Source organism: Micrococcoides hystricis (assembly GCF_042434215.1).
Lineage (GTDB): Bacteria > Actinomycetota > Actinomycetes > Actinomycetales > Micrococcaceae > Micrococcoides > Micrococcoides hystricis.
Genome location: NZ_JBHLUB010000032.1, coordinates 133,715 through 152,559, shown reverse-complemented (window position 1 = coordinate 152,559; position 18,845 = coordinate 133,715). Strand labels below are relative to the sequence as shown.

Below are 18,845 nucleotides of genomic sequence, written 5' to 3'. Positions count from 1 at the left end.
TGTCCAGATGACTGCAGGAGAGCACCGTTTTGCCCACCAACACCCCACCCCACCGCTCGAATCGACCGCGTCTTTGCAAGGCTCTGGGGGTGGCGGCCCTTGGTTTGGGCCTCACCTTCGGCGCCACCCCAGCTGTTGCGGACGCGACCTTCCCGTCGCCGGAAGGCAATGGTTCCCTCTCCGCCATTAAGTTCTCCGCGGACACCGTCAAGGAACTGAAAAAGATTGAGCGTTCCAGCCGCCACAACGTCAAGGTCAGCACCTTGCGTGAGCTGGGTATCCCCAACGCCACCTCCGAGCGCGGCCAAGACCTCTACGTCGCCACGGTCGGCACCGGCGAAAACCACATCTGGGTGCAGGCCCGCATCCACGGCAACGAACCATTCGGCACCGACGCAACCCTGAACCTGCTCAAGTCCTTGGGCAGGAACGGTTCCAAGCAGTATCAGGCGCTGCGGGATCACTACACGTTCCACTTCATCCCGATGTACAACCCCGACGGCGCCGACGACAACATCCGGCACACAACCCGGGACGCAGACAATCGACGCGTAGACCTGAACCGCGATTGGGCCACCAACGGTTTCACCGCCAAGGAATCCAGCGCCTGGTACCAGTACTGGACCGAAGTGGACCCGATGTTCGCCCTCGACATCCACCACCAAGGCCTGAAGCGCCAGCATGACACCAATGACCCGGTCTCCATGTCCTTGGGCGTCTCCTTGGCTCCGGGCGGACCAACCCTGCCCGGCCTGTCTGGGGGCAGCTACGACACCCTGACCCGGCAGTCGATGGTGCACGTCTACGATGCCCTGAGCAAGTACGGGTACACCAACGTGGACCGCTACCAAGTGGGTAACAACCTTGAGATCGACATCAAGGGCGGCGTCGTCTCCGCGATGATGTTGGGGCTGAACCACAACGGACTGAACCCGGAAGGGCATTCGCATCCGGCCGTGTTCCTTGAGACCAGCGGCAACACCAGCCCCGGTTCCATCGGCCAGAAGGCCCGCGGCAAGCTCATCAAACAGAACGAACATGCCGCCCTCGCCCTGTTCACCGGGCTGATGGACGGCACCATTGCGGCCACGGATCCGGAGCGCTGGGAAGACATCCCGCACGCACCGACCGCCGGCTACCAAACCGACTATGCCGGCATCGTGCCCAAATAGGCCACTTCCACCCGGGCTTTCTAGGACAGTTTTCTAGACCGGTACTACACGTACCGTAAGGGGGCAGTCGGGGTTGGTCATGCACACGTGCAGACCGGCCCCGCCTGATGCTTTTCTCGCGTCAAACTTTGAGCACTCAGCATAACGACCTGCCGCACCCGAGTGTCGGGCCCTATAGTGAGACGCAAGGGCCCGCATCGAGCATCCGAGCACTAGCCACCTAACGCGGCCCCATCAAGGAGTGATTATGAGCCACAAAGGCTACAAGTCCATCAACCCCGCCACTGGCGAACTCAACGAAGAATTCGACCTGCATACCCACGCCGAAGTCGAACAGATCCTCGCCGAGGCCCAGACCGCCTACGAAAAGTGGCGTGCGTTGCCCATCGAGGACCGCGCCCCCGTCGTCGCCAAGATCGCGGAGCTGCTCTCCGAACGCGCCGATGACCTCGCCGTCCTCGTCAGCCAAGACATGGGCAAGAGCACCCGCGAGGCCAAGGGTGAGATCCTCTACTCGTCTTCCATCTTCAAGTACTACGCCACCGAGGGCCCGGCCCTGGCCGCTGACCAACCCATCAAGGACGTCTCCGGCGCCGAAGCCATGATCCAGAAACGCCCCATCGGTGTGCTGTTGGGCATCATGCCGTGGAACTTCCCGGTTTACCAGGTGGCCCGCTTCGCCGCCCCGAACTTCATGCTCGGCAACACCATCGTGCTCAAGCACGCCGAGTCCTGCCCGCGCGTCGCACTGGCGCTAGTGCAGCTGTTCGCCGACGCCGGCCTGCCGACCGGTGTGTACAACAACGTCTTCGCCGATCACGATCAGATCGCAGAGATCATCGCGGACAAGCGCGTCCAAGGTGTCTCCCTGACCGGCTCCGAGCGCGCTGGTGCCGCCGTCGCGGAGACCGCCGGCAAGAACCTGAAGAAGGTTGTGCTGGAACTGGGTGGCTCCGACCCCTATGTGGTGCTCAAGTCCGACGATGTGGCCGCCTCCGCCAAGGCCGCCTTCCGCACCCGGCTGGCGAACACCGGGCAGACCTGCACCTCGAACAAGCGCATGATCGTCATGAGCGAGATCTACGACGACTTCGTCGCCGAGCTGAAGAACCTGACCGGCACCGTCGCCCCGGGCGATCCGACCAATCCGCAGCGCGGCGAATACTATCCGCTCTCCTCCGAGGAGGCGGCGCAACGGCTCAAGAAGCAGGTGGACACCGCCGTCTCCCAGGGCGCGGTGCTGGAAGCCGGCGGCAACCGGGTGGACCGGCCCGGCGCCTGGCTGGAACCCACCATCCTCACCGGGATCACGCCGGAGATGGATGCGTACAAGGAAGAGCTCTTCGGCCCGGTCATGATGGTCTACAAGGTGGACTCCGAAGAGGAGGCGCTCGCGTTGGCCAATGACACCGACTTCGGTCTGGGCGCCTCCGTCTACTCCACCGATGAGGAGCAGGCCCGCGCCTTCGCCGAGAAGATCCAGGCCGGTATGGTCGCCATCAACGCGTCCAACCCCTCCGGCGCGGAACTACCTTTCGGTGGGATTAAGCGTTCCGGCTTCGGTCGCGAGCTTGGCCCGCTGGGCATGGACGAGTTCGTCAACAAGCGCCTGTACTACGTCAAAGACACCGACGCGAAGTAGCACCTTCCGCTAGGCAGCAAAAAGCCGGTACCCGCATCATCAACGCGATGGGGTACCGGCTTTTTCGTATCTTAACCCTCTGGGTTTTCGGTGCCGGCCGAGGTGCGGCCGCCCAGATCGGCGTCAAGACGCAGCAGGCCGGAACCGTCGTTCTCGACGAGCTTCAGCTGGGAGATCACCTCGTCAACGGTGGCTTCCTCTTCCAGCTGCTCTTCGATGAACCAGTTCAGCAGCGGGTAGGAGTCGAAGTCCTGCTCCTCGTGCGCCAACCGGTACAGGTTGCGGATGGCCTCCGAGACTTTCTTCTCGTGGTCCAGCGCAGCCTTGAACGCCTCAAGTGGGGTCAGCCCTTCGCTGGTCGCGTCCAACTCGACGGTGAGCAGCTTCGGGCGGATGTCCCGGTCCAACATGTGGTCGATGAACTTGTTCGCGTGCACGATCTCTTCATCGGCTTGGGCGCGGAACCATTTGGCGAAACCGGTCAGGTCCCGATCATCCATGTCTATGGCCAGCTGGCGGTACACCATGTTGGCTTGGAATTCGAGGGTCACCTGATCGTTGAAAGCGTCTTGGAGTTTTTCGGGCATCTGCATAGCTGTTCTCCTTCTGTCGTTGACTACGGAAAGCTTGCATACGCTTCCACGCTAGTCTCATTTTCCACAGAAAAATAGTAAGTAAGGCCAAACTGACCCCAGTAGCGGAAACCGCGCAACGCTAAGGAATCAAGGTGCTTCAACCGCGAAAGAAAAGAACTGTGAGGATGGCAGAAAACCTGAGAGCCGTTCATAGACCCTGAAGATAGACCAAGGCCCCGGCGGGAGCTGAGGGGCGCTCAACCTACCGGGGCCTTGTTCACTATCATCACTCGCACCTTGATGAGGTAGTTACTACTATACGAACCGAACTTCGGAGAACAAGGGGCGCCAGCTGGGAGAATCCTGAGTGTCTCTTCACAGCATTCGACGACGAGGTTTCTTACCTCTTCTTGACTTGGCCGCTCCCCCTTTGCAGAGACCTCCTGCGGACAGAAAAAGACCCCGACGGGAGCCCAGAGGGGGGCAGGCTCAACCGTCGGGACCCGATTCACTATTCATCACTCGCACCTTGATGAGGTGGGACCCACTCTAGAAACCGAGTTTCAAAAAACCACCGGTAAAACCTGAGCGGCAGCTGAGGAAACCACCGCATTGCGAATGTTCTTGCCGAGAGTATCGACGTCGTCACCTTGCTACGCTTAAAACCGGTCAAGGCTTAAAACCGATCAAGTGAATGCCGAACTAACCGGCCCAAAAAAAGATCCTCAAGACAGAGAGAGGCCCCGGCGGGAGCTGAGGGGGTGCTCAACCGTCCGGGGCCATCTTCACTATCATCACTCGCACCTTGATGAGGTATTTATAAATATAGGAAACCACTATTGGAGAACCATCGAGGTGGGCTGGGAGAAAGCTGGGAGTTATGAGTCGCGTTGATGTTTGGCTCTGGTCCGTGCGCGTATTCAAAACGCGTTCAGCGGCCACCGCTGCCGTAAAAGGCGGTCACGTGCGACTCAACCAGGACCCAACCAAGCCCGGAACGAAACTCAAGGTCGGCGATGTCGTGACGGTTCGCTATCCCGGCTACAGCCGCATCTTCAAGGTCAAAGAATTACTGACCAAACGCGTTGGGGCGCCAGTCGCCGTCAACGCGTACGAGGACCTGTCTCCACCCAAGCCCGCCCATCTGTTCACACCGGTCGCGCGCCGCGAGCGCGGAGCCGGTCGCCCCACCAAGCGTGACCGACGCCAACTGGAAAAACTCGGGGCAATCATCCCAGAAAAGGAATAATCGCAGCGCCGCCCAGTACTTCACCGACCGTAGAAAAACAACCCTTGCGGGTCCGCGCCCCATCTCGTATGGTGAGAGCCACAAGGTCACTGAGACCTAGCTCACATCATTAGTGGGCTTGTCACCTTCGGTTTGATGCGAGGCTTTACCGTGCCGCTGTATACATTTAAGTGCCCCGCCGGGGACCAGTTCGATGCCCACTTTTCCATGGCGGAGGTGCCCGCGGCGGTTGACTGCCCGGATTGCACTCAACCCGCCAGACGGATCATCACCGGCGTTCGACTGGCACAGACTAACTCCAGCGCCTACCAGCTTCTGGACAGCACCAAACGCAGCGCTCATGAACCCGACGTCGTGACCGGCTTACCGGCCAAACCGCGGTCAGGGCCGCAGCCGGTAACCACCAACCCCCTGCATCAAAAACTCCCTAAACCATAGGAGCAACTCGATGCCAGAGGTCATTTACGCCCTCGACTCCAACAAGAAATTCACCGAACACGAAAAACTGGGTCACAACCGTTGGCACCCGGAAATCCCACCGGTCGCCACCGTCAAACCCGGAGATGATTTCCGGGTCGACTGCCGCGAATGGTTCGACGGCGCCATCAAGAACGACGACTCCGCCGAAGACATCCTCAACGCGCCACTGCTGACGGTGCACACGCTGTCCGGACCCTTCCGGGTCGAAGGCGCCCAACCCGGGGACCTGCTCGTCTTGGACATTCTCGACGTCGGTCCCATCCCGCAAGAAGAAGGCCCGCTTGCCGGCCAAGGCTGGGGCTACACCGGGGTGTTCTCCAAGCACAACGGCGGCTCCTTCCTCGTGGACCAATTCCCAGACGCGTACAAGGCGGTGTGGGAATTCCGCGGCCAAACCGCCACCAGCCGGCACATCCCGCACGTCTCCTTCGAAGGCATCATCCACCCCGGCATCATCGGCACCGCCCCATCGGCGGAACTGCTGGCCAAGTGGAACAAGCGCGAAGGCGACCTCATTGCGACCGACCCGCACCGGGTCCCGCCGCTGGCCCTGCCACCGGAGGCAGACCACGCCGTCTTGGGTTCACTGCCCAAGGATCAGTGGCAACGTGTCGGCTCCGAAGCCGGACGCACTGCCCCGCCCCGGGAGAACGGCGGTAACCAGGACATCAAGAATCTGTCCAAGGGCACCCGCATCTTCTACCCCGTGTACGTCGATGGCGCCAACTTCTCCGTCGGTGACCTGCACTTCTCCCAGGGCGATGGTGAGATCACGTTCTGCGGCGGCATTGAGATGGGCGGGTTCATTGACCTGCACGTGGACCTGATCAAGGGCGGCATGGAGACCTATGGGGTGGCAGAAAACGCCATCTTCATGCCGGGCCGGGTCGACCCGCAGTACTCCGAGTGGCTCGCGTTCTCCGGAACATCCGTGACGCTCGACGGCGAACAGCGCTACCTGGACTCACACCTGTCCTACCAGCGGGCCTGCCTGCACGCCATCGAATACCTGACCAAGTTCGGGTACTCCCCGGAACAGGCCTACCTGCTGCTGGGCGCAGCCCCAATTGAGGGCCGGCTCTCCGGCGTCGTGGACATCCCGAACTCGTGTTCCACCGTCTACATCCCGACGGCGATCTTCGACTTCGACGTCCGCCCTTCCGCCGACGGACCGTTCCAGATCGACCCGGGCATCGGCGCACCCCGTGCCGCCGACAACCCGAATGCGGGCTAGAACCACAGCCGAGACCCACAACCTAAACCCACTACACAATCCCAAACACAGTGACGACAGCCCCTGCCGGGCGGACTCGGTTTCCCTCCGGCAGGGGCTAGTCATGTCCCACGGGGCGCAATAGTGTGGGAGGTATGGAATTTAGATACCTTGGTAACTCCGGTTTGAAAATCTCCGCGTTGACCTACGGCAACTGGCTCACGCACGCTTCCCAGATTGAGAATGAGACGGCCATCGCCTGCGTCCAGGCGGCCCTTGAGGAAGGTATCAGTACCTTCGACACCGCCGATGTCTACGCCAACACCAAAGCTGAAGTCGTTTTGGGCGAAGCACTGGCCGGGCAGCGCCGGGAATCCTTGGAGATCTTCACCAAGGTGTACTTCCCTACCGGCCCGCGCGGTCATAATGATTCCGGGCTCTCCCGCAAGCACATCATGGAGTCGATCAACGGCTCCCTGACCCGCTTGGGAACCGACTACGTTGACCTCTATCAGGCGCACCGTTTTGACGTGGAAACGCCGTTGGAAGAAACCATGCAGGCTTTCGCGGATGTAGTCCGCGCTGGCAAGGCCCTCTACATCGGTGTCTCCGAGTGGAACGCCGAGCAATTGCGGGCCGGCCACGCCCTCGCCAAAGATCTGGGCATCCAGCTGATCTCCAACCAGCCGCAATACTCCATGTTGTGGCGCGTCATCGAGGGCGAGGTCATCCCCGCCGCAGAGGATCTGGGCATCAGCCAGATTGTCTGGTCCCCGATGGCCCAGGGCGTCCTCTCCGGCAAGTACCTGCCCGGTGCCGAACTTCCGGCCGGCTCCCGCGCCACCGATGAAAAGGGTGGCGGCGCGCAGATGATGCGCGGGTTCATGAAGGAAGAAATCCTGACCGGGGTACAGAAACTGCGCCCGATTGCCGAGGAGCAGGGACTGACTATGTCCCAGCTGGCTTTGGCTTGGGTGCTGCAGAACCAGAATGTGGCTTCGGCCATCGTGGGTGCCTCCCGGCCCGAACAAGTGCGGGAGAACGTTAAGGCCGTCGGTGTGCACCTTGAGGATTCCGTCATGGAACGCATCGACGCGGTGATCGCCCACTTGGCCGAGGATGACCCGGCCAAGACGGCGGTCCCGGAGGGCCGTCCCGAATAACCGCCGCGACGAGCGCAGTGGGAGGAGGTGAGCAGCATGAGCACGCAACCAGAGGATGCGGACTACCAGCTCGATGACGAGCTCAACGAAGACCTGACCGACCCGGAAGACGGGCGTGATGGCACCCCCTATGAAGGTTCCTCGGACTCCCCGGAGTCCATGAACCAGATTGATCCGCTGCGCAAGCACAACTACCTCTACGACGACATCTCTTCTGAGGAACTCGAGGACGAGGAGACGGTCGCGTGGCTGGAGGAAAACGATTCGAAGACGCAGTCCGAATGAGGCTGCTGTCTCACTGAGGCGGTTCGGCGCTCTGCTTACCTTTACCGGTGGCGGAGAGCCGAACCGTTTTTTCAATGCCCGAGGCGGCCAGCAACCCGCACGCCAAGAGGACGGCTCCGGCCGGACCCGCAGGTCCGGCGACCAGTCCGGCCAGCAGCGGGACCACCACTTGACCGGCACGGTTTCCCAGGAGCCGGACCGCCAACGCGGTCGAGCGCCAGTTGCTGGGCACGGTTTGGGTTATCAGGGTCATGGTGATGGGCTGGCCGAGCCCGAGGAAGAATCCACCGATGATCATCAGCGCCGCGGCCAGAACCTTGTGCTGGACCAGCATGGCCGAGGCCGATATTGCCACCGAGGAGATCAGCAGGCTCGCCACAATCAGGTGTTCGCGCCGGAAGTGCCGGCTCAAAGTCGGCAGCAAGAACCGGGAGGTGATGGAAGCCGCCCCGCGCAGGGCCAGCAGCACACCGATCCACTGCGGGGACACCCCGAAGTGCTCGCCCACCAGCGGCAAGAAGGCCGTCAAAATATCCAAGATGGCCAGCAACGTCAGGGCGGCGAACAAGTGCGAACCCACCGCCGGCAACCGCACGACACCCAGCAGGGTCGCCTTCGCCTCGCTGGCCGCCTTACCCGCCGAGGTGGAGCTGCGCGGAAGCACCCAACGCACCGGCAGAAAGACCAGCGGAACCGCGATGACGGACAAGATCAGCGCCAGCCATAGTGCTTGGTCCGCCCGCTGCAGCAGCACATCCCGGGGTAGATTTTGTTCCGCGCCCAACACCGCACCGGCGACGAGGGGCCCCAACAGCTGCCCGCCAGAGAACGCGGCCGTGAACCAGCCGAAACCGGCATCCAGTTTCGACGCCGGGGTGTACCGGGCTACCGCGGCCTGACCGGCGATGGTGAAAACCAACTGCCCCAACCCGAGCGTGGTGAACGCGAGCGCCAGAAAGACCAACTGCTCGCTGGCACCCAGCAGGGCCATGCCGCCGGCCATGATCACCATACCGGCCGACACCAACACGCGGATGTTCCCGGCCCGGTCGATCCACCGGCCCAGCGGCAGCGCCACAAACAACGGCACGGTGGCGTAGGCGGCGGCAATCAACCCGATGGTGGCCTCATCGAAGCCCAGCGCGATCAGTTTGTAGCTGGTCACCGGGCGGGCCATGTTCATGACCACCTGGTTAAACAGGGCTACTAGGCACAGCAGCCACAGCCAGTTCCAGCTGGTCCGCGGGCCGGTGGGCTCAGTTTTCTGGGGAGTTCCGGTATTCACGAAGCGGCGCTCACGAGTCCGAGCGGGCCGCTGCGTTTGGTCGCTGCCGGCGCAGGTGCACGTAGAGGGTGACCGCCAGTCCAAAACAGATGGCGTAGGCCGCGATGACGCTGAGCCAGGAGGCGTGGAAGTTTCCGGTGGCTTCCAGCAGCAGCCCGGCCAGCAACGGCCCGATGGCGAAACCGGCGTACATCCCCATCGTGGTGATGCCGGAGGCCGCGCCGACGCGGGAGGCGTCCACCATGGACAGTGTCGCCGCGTTCACGATCACGTTGGTGCCCAGCACCGTCAGGCCGTACAGGGCCACGCCCAGCCACAGCAGCCAGACTTGGCCGAAGTCCCCGGCCAGCATGAGGGAGGCGATACCCAGGATGCCGCCGCCGGTGGTCAGCATGATCAGGGTGGAGGCAGGCTTGCCGCGGCTGAGAAGCCGGCCCCAGTAGATGCGGCTCATGACCCCGATGATGCCCGCAATACCGGCGCTCAAACCCCCGAGAACGAGGGAGAAATCCAGTTCCCGCACCGTATATAGCGGAAGGTACAGGTTGGTGGCTTGCATCCCGACGCCGCCGAACATGGCCACAACGGCCAGAATCCAGACTCCCAGCGGCAGCCGTTCGACCGCCCGAGAGTTGACCCCGCTGCGGCCGAAGAGTAAGGCGCGGCGCACTTTGGCCCAGTCGGTGGGGTCCTCCGGTGGCAACTGGGTGATCGACCACCACAGGCTGGCGAAGATGAACACGGCCGCGCCAACTGCGGCCACGGGCCAGCCCAACCACAGGGTCACGGCCGGGAAGTACAGTCCCGCCATCAGCTGCGTCAGCTGCACGCCGGACTGCTTCACCCCGATCCAGGACGGGCGCTGTCCCACCGGGACAAGTTCGTAGATCACCCGGTTGGTGGTCGGGTTGGCGATCACCTGCATCGGCCCGGCCAACGCCATCGCGATCAACAGGATCCAGTACTCGTTGGCGAAACCGGCCAACAGCATGGCCACCCCGGTGCCCCCAAAGTTCAGGATCAACTGGTGGCGGATGCTGAGCACGTCGGCCAGTTTGCCCAGCAGCATGGACACGATGGTCGCGGAGACGAACAAGGTGGTGGCCAGCAGGCCGAATTGGCTTTCGGTGATGGAGAACCGGCGCAGCAGCTCATCCGAGGTCGCCGAGAGTCCGTAGTTCAACAACGGGCCCACGCCCATGGTGAGCAGCAGCACCACCATGAGAGTTTTCGGCGGTTGCCGCAGTGGGGCAGAAGTCATAGCCCTATCCTAGCGGCCAGCTCACCTCGGCGGCGCGGCCGGATGGCAGCGCGCAGCTCAGCAATATTGATGCCGTGCTTCAGTTGGGCTGTAGCCGTGGTCCGGACGCGGCAGCCATGGTTTAGCCGGGCTGGCCCTCCGGGCGCGGGGCGTCGGAGGCTTTGGCTTCGGTCTTCACGGAGTCCTGCTCGTCGTCGCGCTCCGGGTAATACATCGGGTGCACCGCATGGCTGTTCTTGCTGCTGCCGGAAGCGTTCTCGTATTCGCGCAGGTGCGGGAACGGATCAAGATCTGCCAGCCCGAACGCGTCCGCGGAGGCGTCCCGCCAGTCCAAGGCCCACGTCTTCGGTGGGTCCTCGAGCAGCTGTCCCGGACGCAACCACGCAAACATGGACGCGTACGAGCGGGTACCGAGATGATCGACTCGACGGCGCAGCATCCGCGGGTTCAACTTGCGGGTGTCATCCACCCCCATGGAGGCCATCAGCTGCACCGCTTCCTTGACCGTGAGCTTGTGGTAGTTGTACACCCGGTTGCCCTTGTCCTCGACGTCGAGGGCACGCACCAGGCGCGGGTTCTGGGTCGCAACACCCACCGGGCATTCGTTGGTGTGGCACTTCTGGGCTTGGATACAGCCGGTGGCCATCATCATCGCGCGGGCGCTCATGGCGAAATCCGCGCCCTGAATCAGCCGTTTGACGATGTCGGAGCCGAGGGCGATCTTGCCGGCGACCCCCAGTTTGATCCGCGAGCGCAGTCCGGCACCCACTAGCGCGTTGTGCACCACCATCAGCCCTTCGGTCAGCGGGGCGCCCACGGTGTCTTCGTACTCCAGCGGGGCCGCACCGGTGCCACCCTCGGCGCCATCGATGATGATGAAGTCCGGTGTGATGCCGGTTTCCAGCATGGCCTTACACATGGCCAGCACATCCACGCGGGAGCCAACACAGAACTTGTAGCCGACCGGTTTACCGTTGGACAGCTCGCGCAGCTGGGCCACGAATTCCATCAGCTCGCGCGGGGTAGTGAAGGCGGAGTGCGAGGCCGGGGAAATGCAGTCCTCCCCCACCGGCACCTCACGCGCCTCGGCGATCGCCGGGGTCACCTTGGCGCCGGGCAGCACGCCACCCAGTCCCGGTTTGGCACCCTGAGAAACCTTGATCAGGATGCCCTTGACCTGCGGCCACTGGGCCTTCTCGGCAAAACGTTCCGGGCTGAAGGTGCCATCGTCATTGCGGCAGCCAAAGTAGCCCGAGCCGATCTCCCAGAACAGGTCCGCCCCGTATTCCAAGTGGTACTTGGTAATGCCACCCTCGCCGGTCTCGTGCACGAAACCGCCCATCGCGGCACCCTTGTTCATCGCAAGCACCGCATTGTCGGACAGGGCGCCGAAGCTCATGGAAGAGATGTTGAGCAGGGAAATCTTGTACGGTTGGCGACAATCCGGGCCACCGATGGTGACCTTCGGCGGGTTCTCCGGTGGCGCGACCGGCGCGGCAGACTGCAGGAAGTACTCGTAGCCGAGCGCTCGAATGTCCCGCTCGGTACCGAACGCCTTGTGGTCGTCCTGGCCCTTGGCGCGGGCGTACACCATCGACCGGGTGTCCCGGTCAAACGGCCGGCCGTCGTAGTTGCGCTCAATGAAGTACTGCTGCATCTCCGGCCGAATCGATTCCAGCATGTAGCGGATGTGCCCGATGATCGGATAGTTCCGCAGAATCGCGTGTTTGCGCTGCGTGAGGTCGTAGATCAGCACCCCGAGCAATCCGACGACGATGACCCCGAGGACGACGAAGGCCCATGGCCCCGTCAAGTAGGCGAAGCCGATCCCGAAAACCAGCAGCAGGATCCCGATCAGCAGAAAGAATGCAACCATGACTTGAGCGTAACCCAGTAACCGGCATCACAGAAGTTTCGCCGGACAGATGTGGGGTTTTATCCGCAGTTATGAAGCACTTCGTTCATAATCGCGTAACCCGCACGTCTCCTGTCCGGCGAAAAACTATGGAATCGAACCTCGCTAAGCGCTAGGCCTTGGCGACGTCAATGAACTTCTTCATCCACTCCTCAAGGTCCCGTGGGATCTGGGCGGTGACCAAGTTCTTGTCCACCACCACGTGATCATCAGACCAGGTCGCACCGGCGCCTTCGACCTCTGGACGGATGACGCCGACGGCGGTTGCGGTGCGGCCCTGCAGGATGTCGGCGGTCACGCCGACCCAGAGGCCGTGGCAAATGAACGCCACCGGCTTGCCCGCCGCATCGGCGGCCTTGACCAGCTCGATGGCGGCCTCGTCTTGGCGGACCTTATCCGGGGCGAAGCCGCCCGGAACCACGACGGCGTCGACATCTTCAATGGACACATCCTTGATGGCCCCATCGACGGGAAGGGCAGCGAAACCGTTCTTGCCTTTGACACTGTCGCCGGTGGGGCTAAGGACTTTCACGTCAGCGCCTTCGCCCTTGAGTCGGATCTGCGGGTAGAGGACCTCGGACTCTTCGAAGAGGTCAGAGGTGAGGATCACGATGTTTTTATTGCGCAAAGTCATACTTCCACTCTTTAACGCTCTTGGGTGCGGGTCAACCGGGCAGGCCCTCCAATCCGCCGAGCGCTAAACCATTACCCCCGCCAGCAAGCGCGCCGAGTCGCTTGCGAGAGTCCCTAGCACAGCGGGAGAACGCTTGAAAAGATAAACAGAACAGCCACTAGCCCTTAATGAACATCGAGTAGGCCAGCTGTGCGGAAAATTTTTCACCAGCGACTCCACCATGATTTCAAGGGTTTTGAGAGAAAGAGTCCCAAAGTTTCCAGAATGTGAACATTTGGGGGTTGACATTTCCGCTGTGAGACAGTTCACTTGTATGTAAGTGGAAAACATATTCCACCATATGAAACTTAGAAACAAAGGATCGACAAGTGCAGCTCTCCGACTTTAATGCAGCCAGCGAGGCAGACGCCATCGCCGCATTGAAGCCATGCCTCGACATCGAGCGCTGGTGCGCCGAGCTGGCCGCCGCCCGTCCATTCAACTCGATGGACGATCTGGTCGCCGCCGCCAACCGTGCCGCCAACCCACTCACTCCCGCCGAAGTTGACCAGGCGCTTTCCCACCACCCACGCATCGGCGAACGCGCCGAGGGTGAACACAAAGAAGCTACACTCTCCCGTGCCGAGCAGTCCGGCCTCGGCGACCTCAGCGGTGACACCGCCGAGAAGCTCGCCAAGGGCAACGCCGCCTACGAGGAGAAGTTCGATCAGGTCTTCTTGATTCGTGCCGCTGGCCGCAGCAAAGAAGAAGTGCTGTCCGAACTTGAGCGCCGCATGAACAACACTGCCGAGGAAGAGTCAGCAGAATGCGCTGACCAGCTCCGCCAAATCGCCGTCGTACGACTAGAAGGACTTTTCTCATGAGCCACAAGAGCTTTATCACTGCCCACGTATTGGACTCCACCATTGGCAAGCCTGCCACCGGTGTAGAAGTTGTACTGGCAGATGCCAAGGGCGAGGAAATCGCCCGTGCGGTCACCAACGAGGATGGCCGCGTGCCCGAACTGGGCCCACAGACCCTGGAAGCCGGAGAATACCGGATCACCTTTGGCGTAGGCGATTACTTCGCTGGCCAGCAGAAGGCAAGCTTCTACCCACGTGCAACCATCGAGTTCACGGTTGAAGCCGGCCAAGAGCACTACCACATCCCGCTGCTGCTGAGCCCGTTCGCTTACTCCACCTACCGCGGAAGCTGACCCAGGAGTCGCGCGATCATCTTCGATTGACGGCAACCGCAAGGACAAAAAGGATCCCAGAAAAGGAGAAACGCAATGAGCGTGGAAACTAAGAGCAAAGTTGTACTGACCAAGAACCAGTTCGGTAAGGCTGAAAACCGCGTTGTGCGCGTCTACCGTGACACCGATCGTCACGAGATTCGCGACCTGAACGTCACCTCTCAGCTCCGTGGCGACTTCGAAGCCGCTCACACCGATGGCGACAACGCTCACGTCGTCCCAACCGACACCCAGAAGAACACCGTCTTCGCCTTCGCCAAGGAACACGGCGTGAAGTCCCCAGAGAACTTCCTGCTGAACCTCGGTGACCACTTCACCAAGAACTTTGACTGGGTGACCGGTGGCCGCTGGGCAGCCGAAGAATACGGCTGGGCCCGCATTAACGATCACGATCACACCTTCTACCGCGCCGCCCCAGAGATCCGCACCGCTGTGCTGGTCCGCGAAGGCGACAAGAACACCGTGATCTCCGGCTTCTACGACCTGACCGTCATGAAGTCCACCGGCTCCGGGTTCAAGGGTTACCCGAAGGATAAGTACACCACGCTGGAAGAGACTGACGATCGCATCTTGGCGACCGACATCGCTACCCGCTGGCGCTACAACACCACCGACATCGACTTCGATGCGACCTACAACAAGGTGAAGGAAATCATCCTGACCACCTTCACCGAAGGTCACTCCCCATCGCTGCAGCAGACCCTTTACCAGATCGGTGAAGCCGTCATCTCCGCAGTGCCAGAGATCGATGAGATTAAGTTCTCCTGCCCGAACAAGCACCACTTCGTCTCCGACCTGTCCTTCTGCGGCCTGGAGAACCCGAACGAGGTCTTCTACGCAGCAGATCGCCCATACGGTCTGATCGAAGCCACCATCGCTCGCGAAGGTGCCGCTTCTGAAGAAGAAGCTTGGGTTGGTATCGCAGCCTTCATCTAAGGCTGGCTGGTGAACGCTAACACTTAGCTATTAACGGTAAAAAGCTGGCCACGTGCTCTTGGGTTCGTGGCCAGCTTTTTCCGCATATCTAGACCATTTCTACGGCTGGTCGTTCAGCGGCGGGTCAGGTTAACCCCGGCCCGCATATGGCATGCCTTGGGCCGTGACCGTCAGGTGATTGATGGTGACCGAGGCGTCCGCGTTGGCCACCGCCGCGATGAGCTTTGCGGCGTGGGCGACGTCGAACATCGGCTCCACCACCTTCCGGCCATCGGCCTGGAGCGCACCGGTGGTGGAACCGGTATCAGCCAGCAGTTCGGTCGCAGCGTTCCCAATATCAATCTGGGTGGCCGTAATACCCAACGGCCGACCATCTAATTCAATAGCTTTCGTCAAACCAGTCATCGCGTGCTTGGAGACCGCATACCCCACCGAATGGGGGCGTGGGATCTGCGCGGAGATGGACCCGTTGTTGATGATCCGCCCGCCAGCAGGCTCCTGCGCAGACATCAGCGCGAACGCCTCTTGAGCGCAGCGGAACGCGGCCTTGATGTTCACATCCAGCACCGCGTCGAACTCCGCCACCGGGTACTCATCGATGCGCGCCGTCGGCCCAAAGCTGCCGGCGTTGTTGAACAACAGGTCCAGCCGACCGTAACGGTCCTTGATGTGCGCGAAGACGGCTTCGATCCCCTGTTCGGTCGTCAGATCCGCGGCCACCACACTGCTGTGCTCAACAGCGGTGGCGGTGGCGGATGTGGCTACCGCACCAGTCGGCGCGGACGCCAAGGTTTGTTCCAAAGCCTGCCCCCGGCGGCCGGTCAGGACCACGGTCCAGCCATCCGCCAGCAGCTGATGGGCAACGGCGCGGCCGATCCCGCTGCCCGCACCAGTAATCAGCGCAACTCTCATAATTGACCTCATATCTACGGGGTTGGTTAGTTACCTTCACACTAAAGGAGTATCGTCCGGTGTCCATCCTAGAACCGCAAACTCGCTTCGACCGCGATCCTGAAGAGACCGCGGAATGGCTCGAATCCTGGGACGGCCTCGTCGCCACCCACGGCACCGAGCGCGCCAGCGAGATTTTTGACACCATCTGGTCCCGCGCCGCATCCCAGTCGGTGCAGATCCCCAAGGTGACCACCACGGATTACGTGAACACCATCGCCGCCGACCGGGAACCGGAATACCCGGGCGATGAGGCGTTGGAGAAACGCTACCGCGCGTGGATCCGCTGGAACGCGGCCATGCTGGTGCACCGGGCACAGCGCCCGGAGATCGGCGTCGGCGGACACATCTCCACCTACGCTGGTGCCTCCACCCTGTACGAAGTCGGGTTCAACCACTTCTTCCGCGGCAAGGACCACCCAGGCGGCGGCGACCAGGTCTTCTTCCAGGGCCACGCCTCCCCCGGCATGTACGCCCGCGCTTTCATGGAAGGCCGGCTGACCGAGGAGGACTTGGACGGCTTCCGCCAGGAGAAGTCCAAGGAAGGCCACGCGCTGTCCTCCTACCCGCACCCACGGTTGATGCCAGAATTCTGGCAGTTCCCGACCGTGTCCATGGGCATCGGCCCGCTGAACGCGATCTACCAGGCCCAGTTCAACCGCTACCTGCAGAACCGCGGCATCAAGGACACCTCGCAGCAACACGTGTGGGCGTTTTTGGGCGATGGTGAGATGGATGAACCAGAATCACGTGGCGCCCTGCAGCTGGCCGCCAACGAGGGCCTGGATAACCTGACCTTCGTCGTGAACTGTAACCTGCAGCGCTTGGACGGCCCGGTCCGCGGTAACGGCAAGATCGTTCAGGAGCTGGAGGCGTTCTTCACCGGCGCCGGCTGGAACGTCATCAAGGTGCTGTGGGGCCGCCAGTGGGACCCACTGCTGGAAGAAGACGTGACCGGCGACTTGGTCCGGATCATGAACGAAACCCTCGATGGTGACTACCAGACCTACAAGGCTGAGTCCGGCGGCTTCATCCGCAACCACTTCTTCGGCCGCTCCCCCGCCACCAAGGCCATGGTTGAGGGCATGAGCGACGACGAGATCTGGAACCTGCGCCGCGGTGGCCACGACTACCGCAAGGTCTACGCCGCCTACCACAAGGCCACCAACCTGCCAGCGGGCATGCGCGGTAAGCCAACCGTGATCCTGGCCCAGACCGTCAAGGGTTACGCCCTCGGCCCGAACTTCGAAGGCCGCAACGCGACCCACCAGATGAAGTCGCTGACCGTCGATGACGTGAAGGCATTCCGCGATCGCCTGCAGGTTCCGGTGACCGATGAGCAGATTGAAGCTGATCCGTACAACACCCCGTACTACCACCCGGGCCCAGATGCGCCGGAGATCAAGTACATGCTCCAGCGCCGTAAGGAACTGGGCGGATTCCTGCCCGAACGCCGGCACGAGCACACCCAGGTGGAGCTGCCCGGCGACAAGGTCTACGCGCAGGCGTTGAAGGGCTCCGGCAAGCAGCAGGCCGCCACCACCATGGCGTTTGTCCGGCTGCTGAAGGACCTGATGCGGGACAAGAAGTTCGGTAACCGCATTGTGCCGATCGTGCCGGATGAGTCCCGCACCTTCGGTATGGACGCGTTCTTCCCGACCGCCAAGATCTACAACCCTGCCGGTCAAAACTACACCGCGGTAGACCGCGAACTCATGCTGGCCTACAAGGAGTCCCCGCAGGGCCAGCTGCTGCACCCGGGCATCAACGAGGCCGGCTCCGTAGCCGCCCTGACCGCAGCCGGCACCTCCTACGCCACCCACGGCGAGCCGATGGTGCCGATCTACGTGTTCTACTCAATGTTCGGCTTCCAGCGCACCGGCGATAACTTCTGGGCCGCAGCTGACCAGCTGACCCGCGGGTTCATCATCGGCGCGACCGCCGGCCGCACCACCCTGACCGGTGAAGGCCTGCAGCACGCTGACGGGCACTCGACCGTCATCGCCGCCACCAACCCGGCCATGAAGATTTATGACCCGGCATTCGGGTACGAAATCGCGCACATCATGCGTGCGGGCTTAGAAGAGATGTACGGCGACGACGACCGGCCAGAGTCAGAACGCAACGTCATGTACTACCTGACCGTCTACAACGAGCCCATCAGCCACCCGGCGCAGGGCGAGGACGTGGACGTGGAAGGCATCCTGAAGGGCATCTACAAGCTGGCTGGCCCGCTGGAGGGCACAGAAGGCCGCCCAGAGGTCAACCTGCTTTCCTCCGGTGTTGGCGTGCCATGGGCGCTGGACGCGCAGCAGAAGCTGGCCGAGGACTGGAATATGGCGGCCAACGTCTACTCCGTGACCTCCTGGACCGAGCTGCGCCGCGACGGTTTAGCCGCTGAAGCCGAGCGCTTCCGCGACCCATCCACCCAGCGCGTGCCGTACGTGACGCAGGTGTTGGGTGAAAACCCGGCGCCAGTCATCGCTACCAGCGACTTCGAGTCCACGCAGCCGGATCTGCTGCGCCAGTACATCAACGCGCCAATGGCGACCTTGGGTGCGGACGGCTTCGGCTTCTCCGACACCCGTGCCGCCGCACGCCGGTTCTTCCGCATTGACGCCGAGTCCATGACGGTTCGTGCACTGGAAATGTTGGCTGCAGAGGGCAAGATCGACGCGTCGGTTCCTGCTCAGGCACGTGAAAAGTACGGTCTGTAAGTTAAATCACAATTAACACTTGACGAGAGTGGTGTGATGTGAGTTACATAATGCAGCGATGAAAAAAAGTTTCCACATAGTGAAAACACAGATTATTCATCACCTCCGAAAAAACTCTCAAACCATGTGATGC

At 61.9% G+C, this 18,845-nt stretch carries 17 protein-coding genes; 11 read left to right on the top strand and 6 right to left on the bottom strand.

Translation table 11 applies throughout. The features are described from left to right. Positions 1-29: 29 nt before the first annotated feature. Both ACFFFR_RS11005 and ACFFFR_RS11000 read left to right on the top strand, forming a co-directional pair. Positions 30-1,172: a M14 family zinc carboxypeptidase gene (locus tag ACFFFR_RS11005; protein ID WP_377460424.1), complete on the top strand. Its 1,143-nt coding sequence runs from the start codon at positions 30-32 to the stop codon at positions 1,170-1,172. A gap of 247 nt (positions 1,173-1,419) precedes the next feature. Next, the gene (locus ACFFFR_RS11000; protein ID WP_377460423.1) at positions 1,420-2,814 is read left to right on the top strand and encodes an NAD-dependent succinate-semialdehyde dehydrogenase; all 1,395 of its coding nucleotides are present in this window, start codon (positions 1,420-1,422) and stop codon (positions 2,812-2,814) included. Between the two features lie 71 nt (positions 2,815-2,885). On the opposite strand, the gene ACFFFR_RS10995 is transcribed toward ACFFFR_RS11000, so the two are convergent. Next, positions 2,886-3,407: a ferritin gene (locus tag ACFFFR_RS10995; RefSeq protein ID WP_377460421.1), complete on the bottom strand. Its 522-nt coding sequence runs from the start codon at positions 3,405-3,407 to the stop codon at positions 2,886-2,888. An 862-nt stretch (positions 3,408-4,269) separates the two neighbouring features. Between ACFFFR_RS10995 and ACFFFR_RS10990 the strand changes: the two genes are divergently transcribed. From ACFFFR_RS10990 to ACFFFR_RS10970, 5 genes are all read left to right on the top strand, one after another. Next, positions 4,270-4,638 carry an Hsp15 family ribosome-associated heat shock protein gene (locus ACFFFR_RS10990; protein ID WP_377460419.1) on the top strand — a complete coding sequence of 123 codons (369 nt, stop codon included), beginning with the start codon at positions 4,270-4,272 and terminating at the stop codon, positions 4,636-4,638. Between the two features lie 135 nt (positions 4,639-4,773). Continuing rightward, entirely contained in the window at positions 4,774-5,076 is a 303-nt protein-coding gene (locus ACFFFR_RS10985; RefSeq protein WP_377460417.1) for a zinc ribbon domain-containing protein, read from the top strand. A gap of 10 nt (positions 5,077-5,086) precedes the next feature. Beyond that, positions 5,087-6,352 (top strand): formamidase, encoded by a 1,266-nt coding sequence (fmdA, locus tag ACFFFR_RS10980; RefSeq protein ID WP_377460415.1) that lies wholly within the window; start codon positions 5,087-5,089, stop codon positions 6,350-6,352. A 134-nt stretch (positions 6,353-6,486) separates the two neighbouring features. Further along, entirely contained in the window at positions 6,487-7,494 is a 1,008-nt protein-coding gene (locus tag ACFFFR_RS10975; RefSeq protein ID WP_377460414.1) for an aldo/keto reductase family protein, read from the top strand. Positions 7,495-7,530: 36 nt separating this feature from the next. After that, a complete protein-coding gene (locus ACFFFR_RS10970; protein ID WP_377460412.1) occupies positions 7,531-7,779 on the top strand; it encodes a hypothetical protein in 249 nt (82 codons plus the stop codon). A 10-nt stretch (positions 7,780-7,789) separates the two neighbouring features. Here ACFFFR_RS10970 and ACFFFR_RS10965 read toward each other — a convergent pair whose 3' ends face one another. The 4 genes from ACFFFR_RS10965 to ACFFFR_RS10950 all read right to left on the bottom strand — a co-directional run bounded on the left by ACFFFR_RS10965 (position 7,790) and on the right by ACFFFR_RS10950 (position 12,874). Then, entirely contained in the window at positions 7,790-9,064 is a 1,275-nt protein-coding gene (locus tag ACFFFR_RS10965) for an MFS transporter (protein ID WP_377460411.1), read from the bottom strand. Between the two features lie 10 nt (positions 9,065-9,074). Further along, on the bottom strand, positions 9,075-10,325 hold the full coding sequence (locus tag ACFFFR_RS10960) for an MFS transporter (RefSeq protein ID WP_377460409.1): 1,251 nt from the start codon (positions 10,323-10,325) through the stop codon (positions 9,075-9,077). 121 nt (positions 10,326-10,446) lie between these two features. Further along, entirely contained in the window at positions 10,447-12,201 is a 1,755-nt protein-coding gene (locus ACFFFR_RS10955) for an FMN-binding glutamate synthase family protein (protein WP_377460407.1), read from the bottom strand. Positions 12,202-12,352: 151 nt separating this feature from the next. Continuing rightward, positions 12,353-12,874 (bottom strand): type 1 glutamine amidotransferase domain-containing protein, encoded by a 522-nt coding sequence (locus ACFFFR_RS10950; protein ID WP_377460405.1) that lies wholly within the window; start codon positions 12,872-12,874, stop codon positions 12,353-12,355. Between the two features lie 368 nt (positions 12,875-13,242). Here ACFFFR_RS10950 and uraD point away from each other — a divergent pair, with 368 nt between their 5' ends. The 3 genes from uraD (at position 13,243) to pucL (ending at position 15,044) form a co-directional block, all read left to right on the top strand. After that, positions 13,243-13,737 carry a 2-oxo-4-hydroxy-4-carboxy-5-ureidoimidazoline decarboxylase gene (gene uraD / locus ACFFFR_RS10945; RefSeq protein ID WP_377460403.1) on the top strand — a complete coding sequence of 165 codons (495 nt, stop codon included), beginning with the start codon at positions 13,243-13,245 and terminating at the stop codon, positions 13,735-13,737. After that, entirely contained in the window at positions 13,734-14,069 is a 336-nt protein-coding gene (gene uraH, locus ACFFFR_RS10940; protein ID WP_377460401.1) for a hydroxyisourate hydrolase, read from the top strand. Before uraD ends, uraH begins: the two co-directional genes overlap by 4 nt. Positions 14,070-14,144: 75 nt before the next feature. Continuing rightward, complete coding sequence (gene pucL / locus ACFFFR_RS10935) at positions 14,145-15,044, top strand: factor-independent urate hydroxylase (RefSeq protein ID WP_377460399.1); 900 nt, start codon at positions 14,145-14,147, stop codon at positions 15,042-15,044. Positions 15,045-15,173: 129 nt separating this feature from the next. Here pucL and ACFFFR_RS10930 read toward each other — a convergent pair whose 3' ends face one another. Further along, on the bottom strand, positions 15,174-15,956 hold the full coding sequence (locus ACFFFR_RS10930; protein WP_377460397.1) for an SDR family oxidoreductase: 783 nt from the start codon (positions 15,954-15,956) through the stop codon (positions 15,174-15,176). 59 nt (positions 15,957-16,015) lie between these two features. Here ACFFFR_RS10930 and aceE point away from each other — a divergent pair, with 59 nt between their 5' ends. Beyond that, positions 16,016-18,712: a pyruvate dehydrogenase (acetyl-transferring), homodimeric type gene (gene aceE, locus ACFFFR_RS10925; RefSeq protein WP_377460395.1), complete on the top strand. Its 2,697-nt coding sequence runs from the start codon at positions 16,016-16,018 to the stop codon at positions 18,710-18,712. Positions 18,713-18,845: the final 133 nt, after the last annotated feature.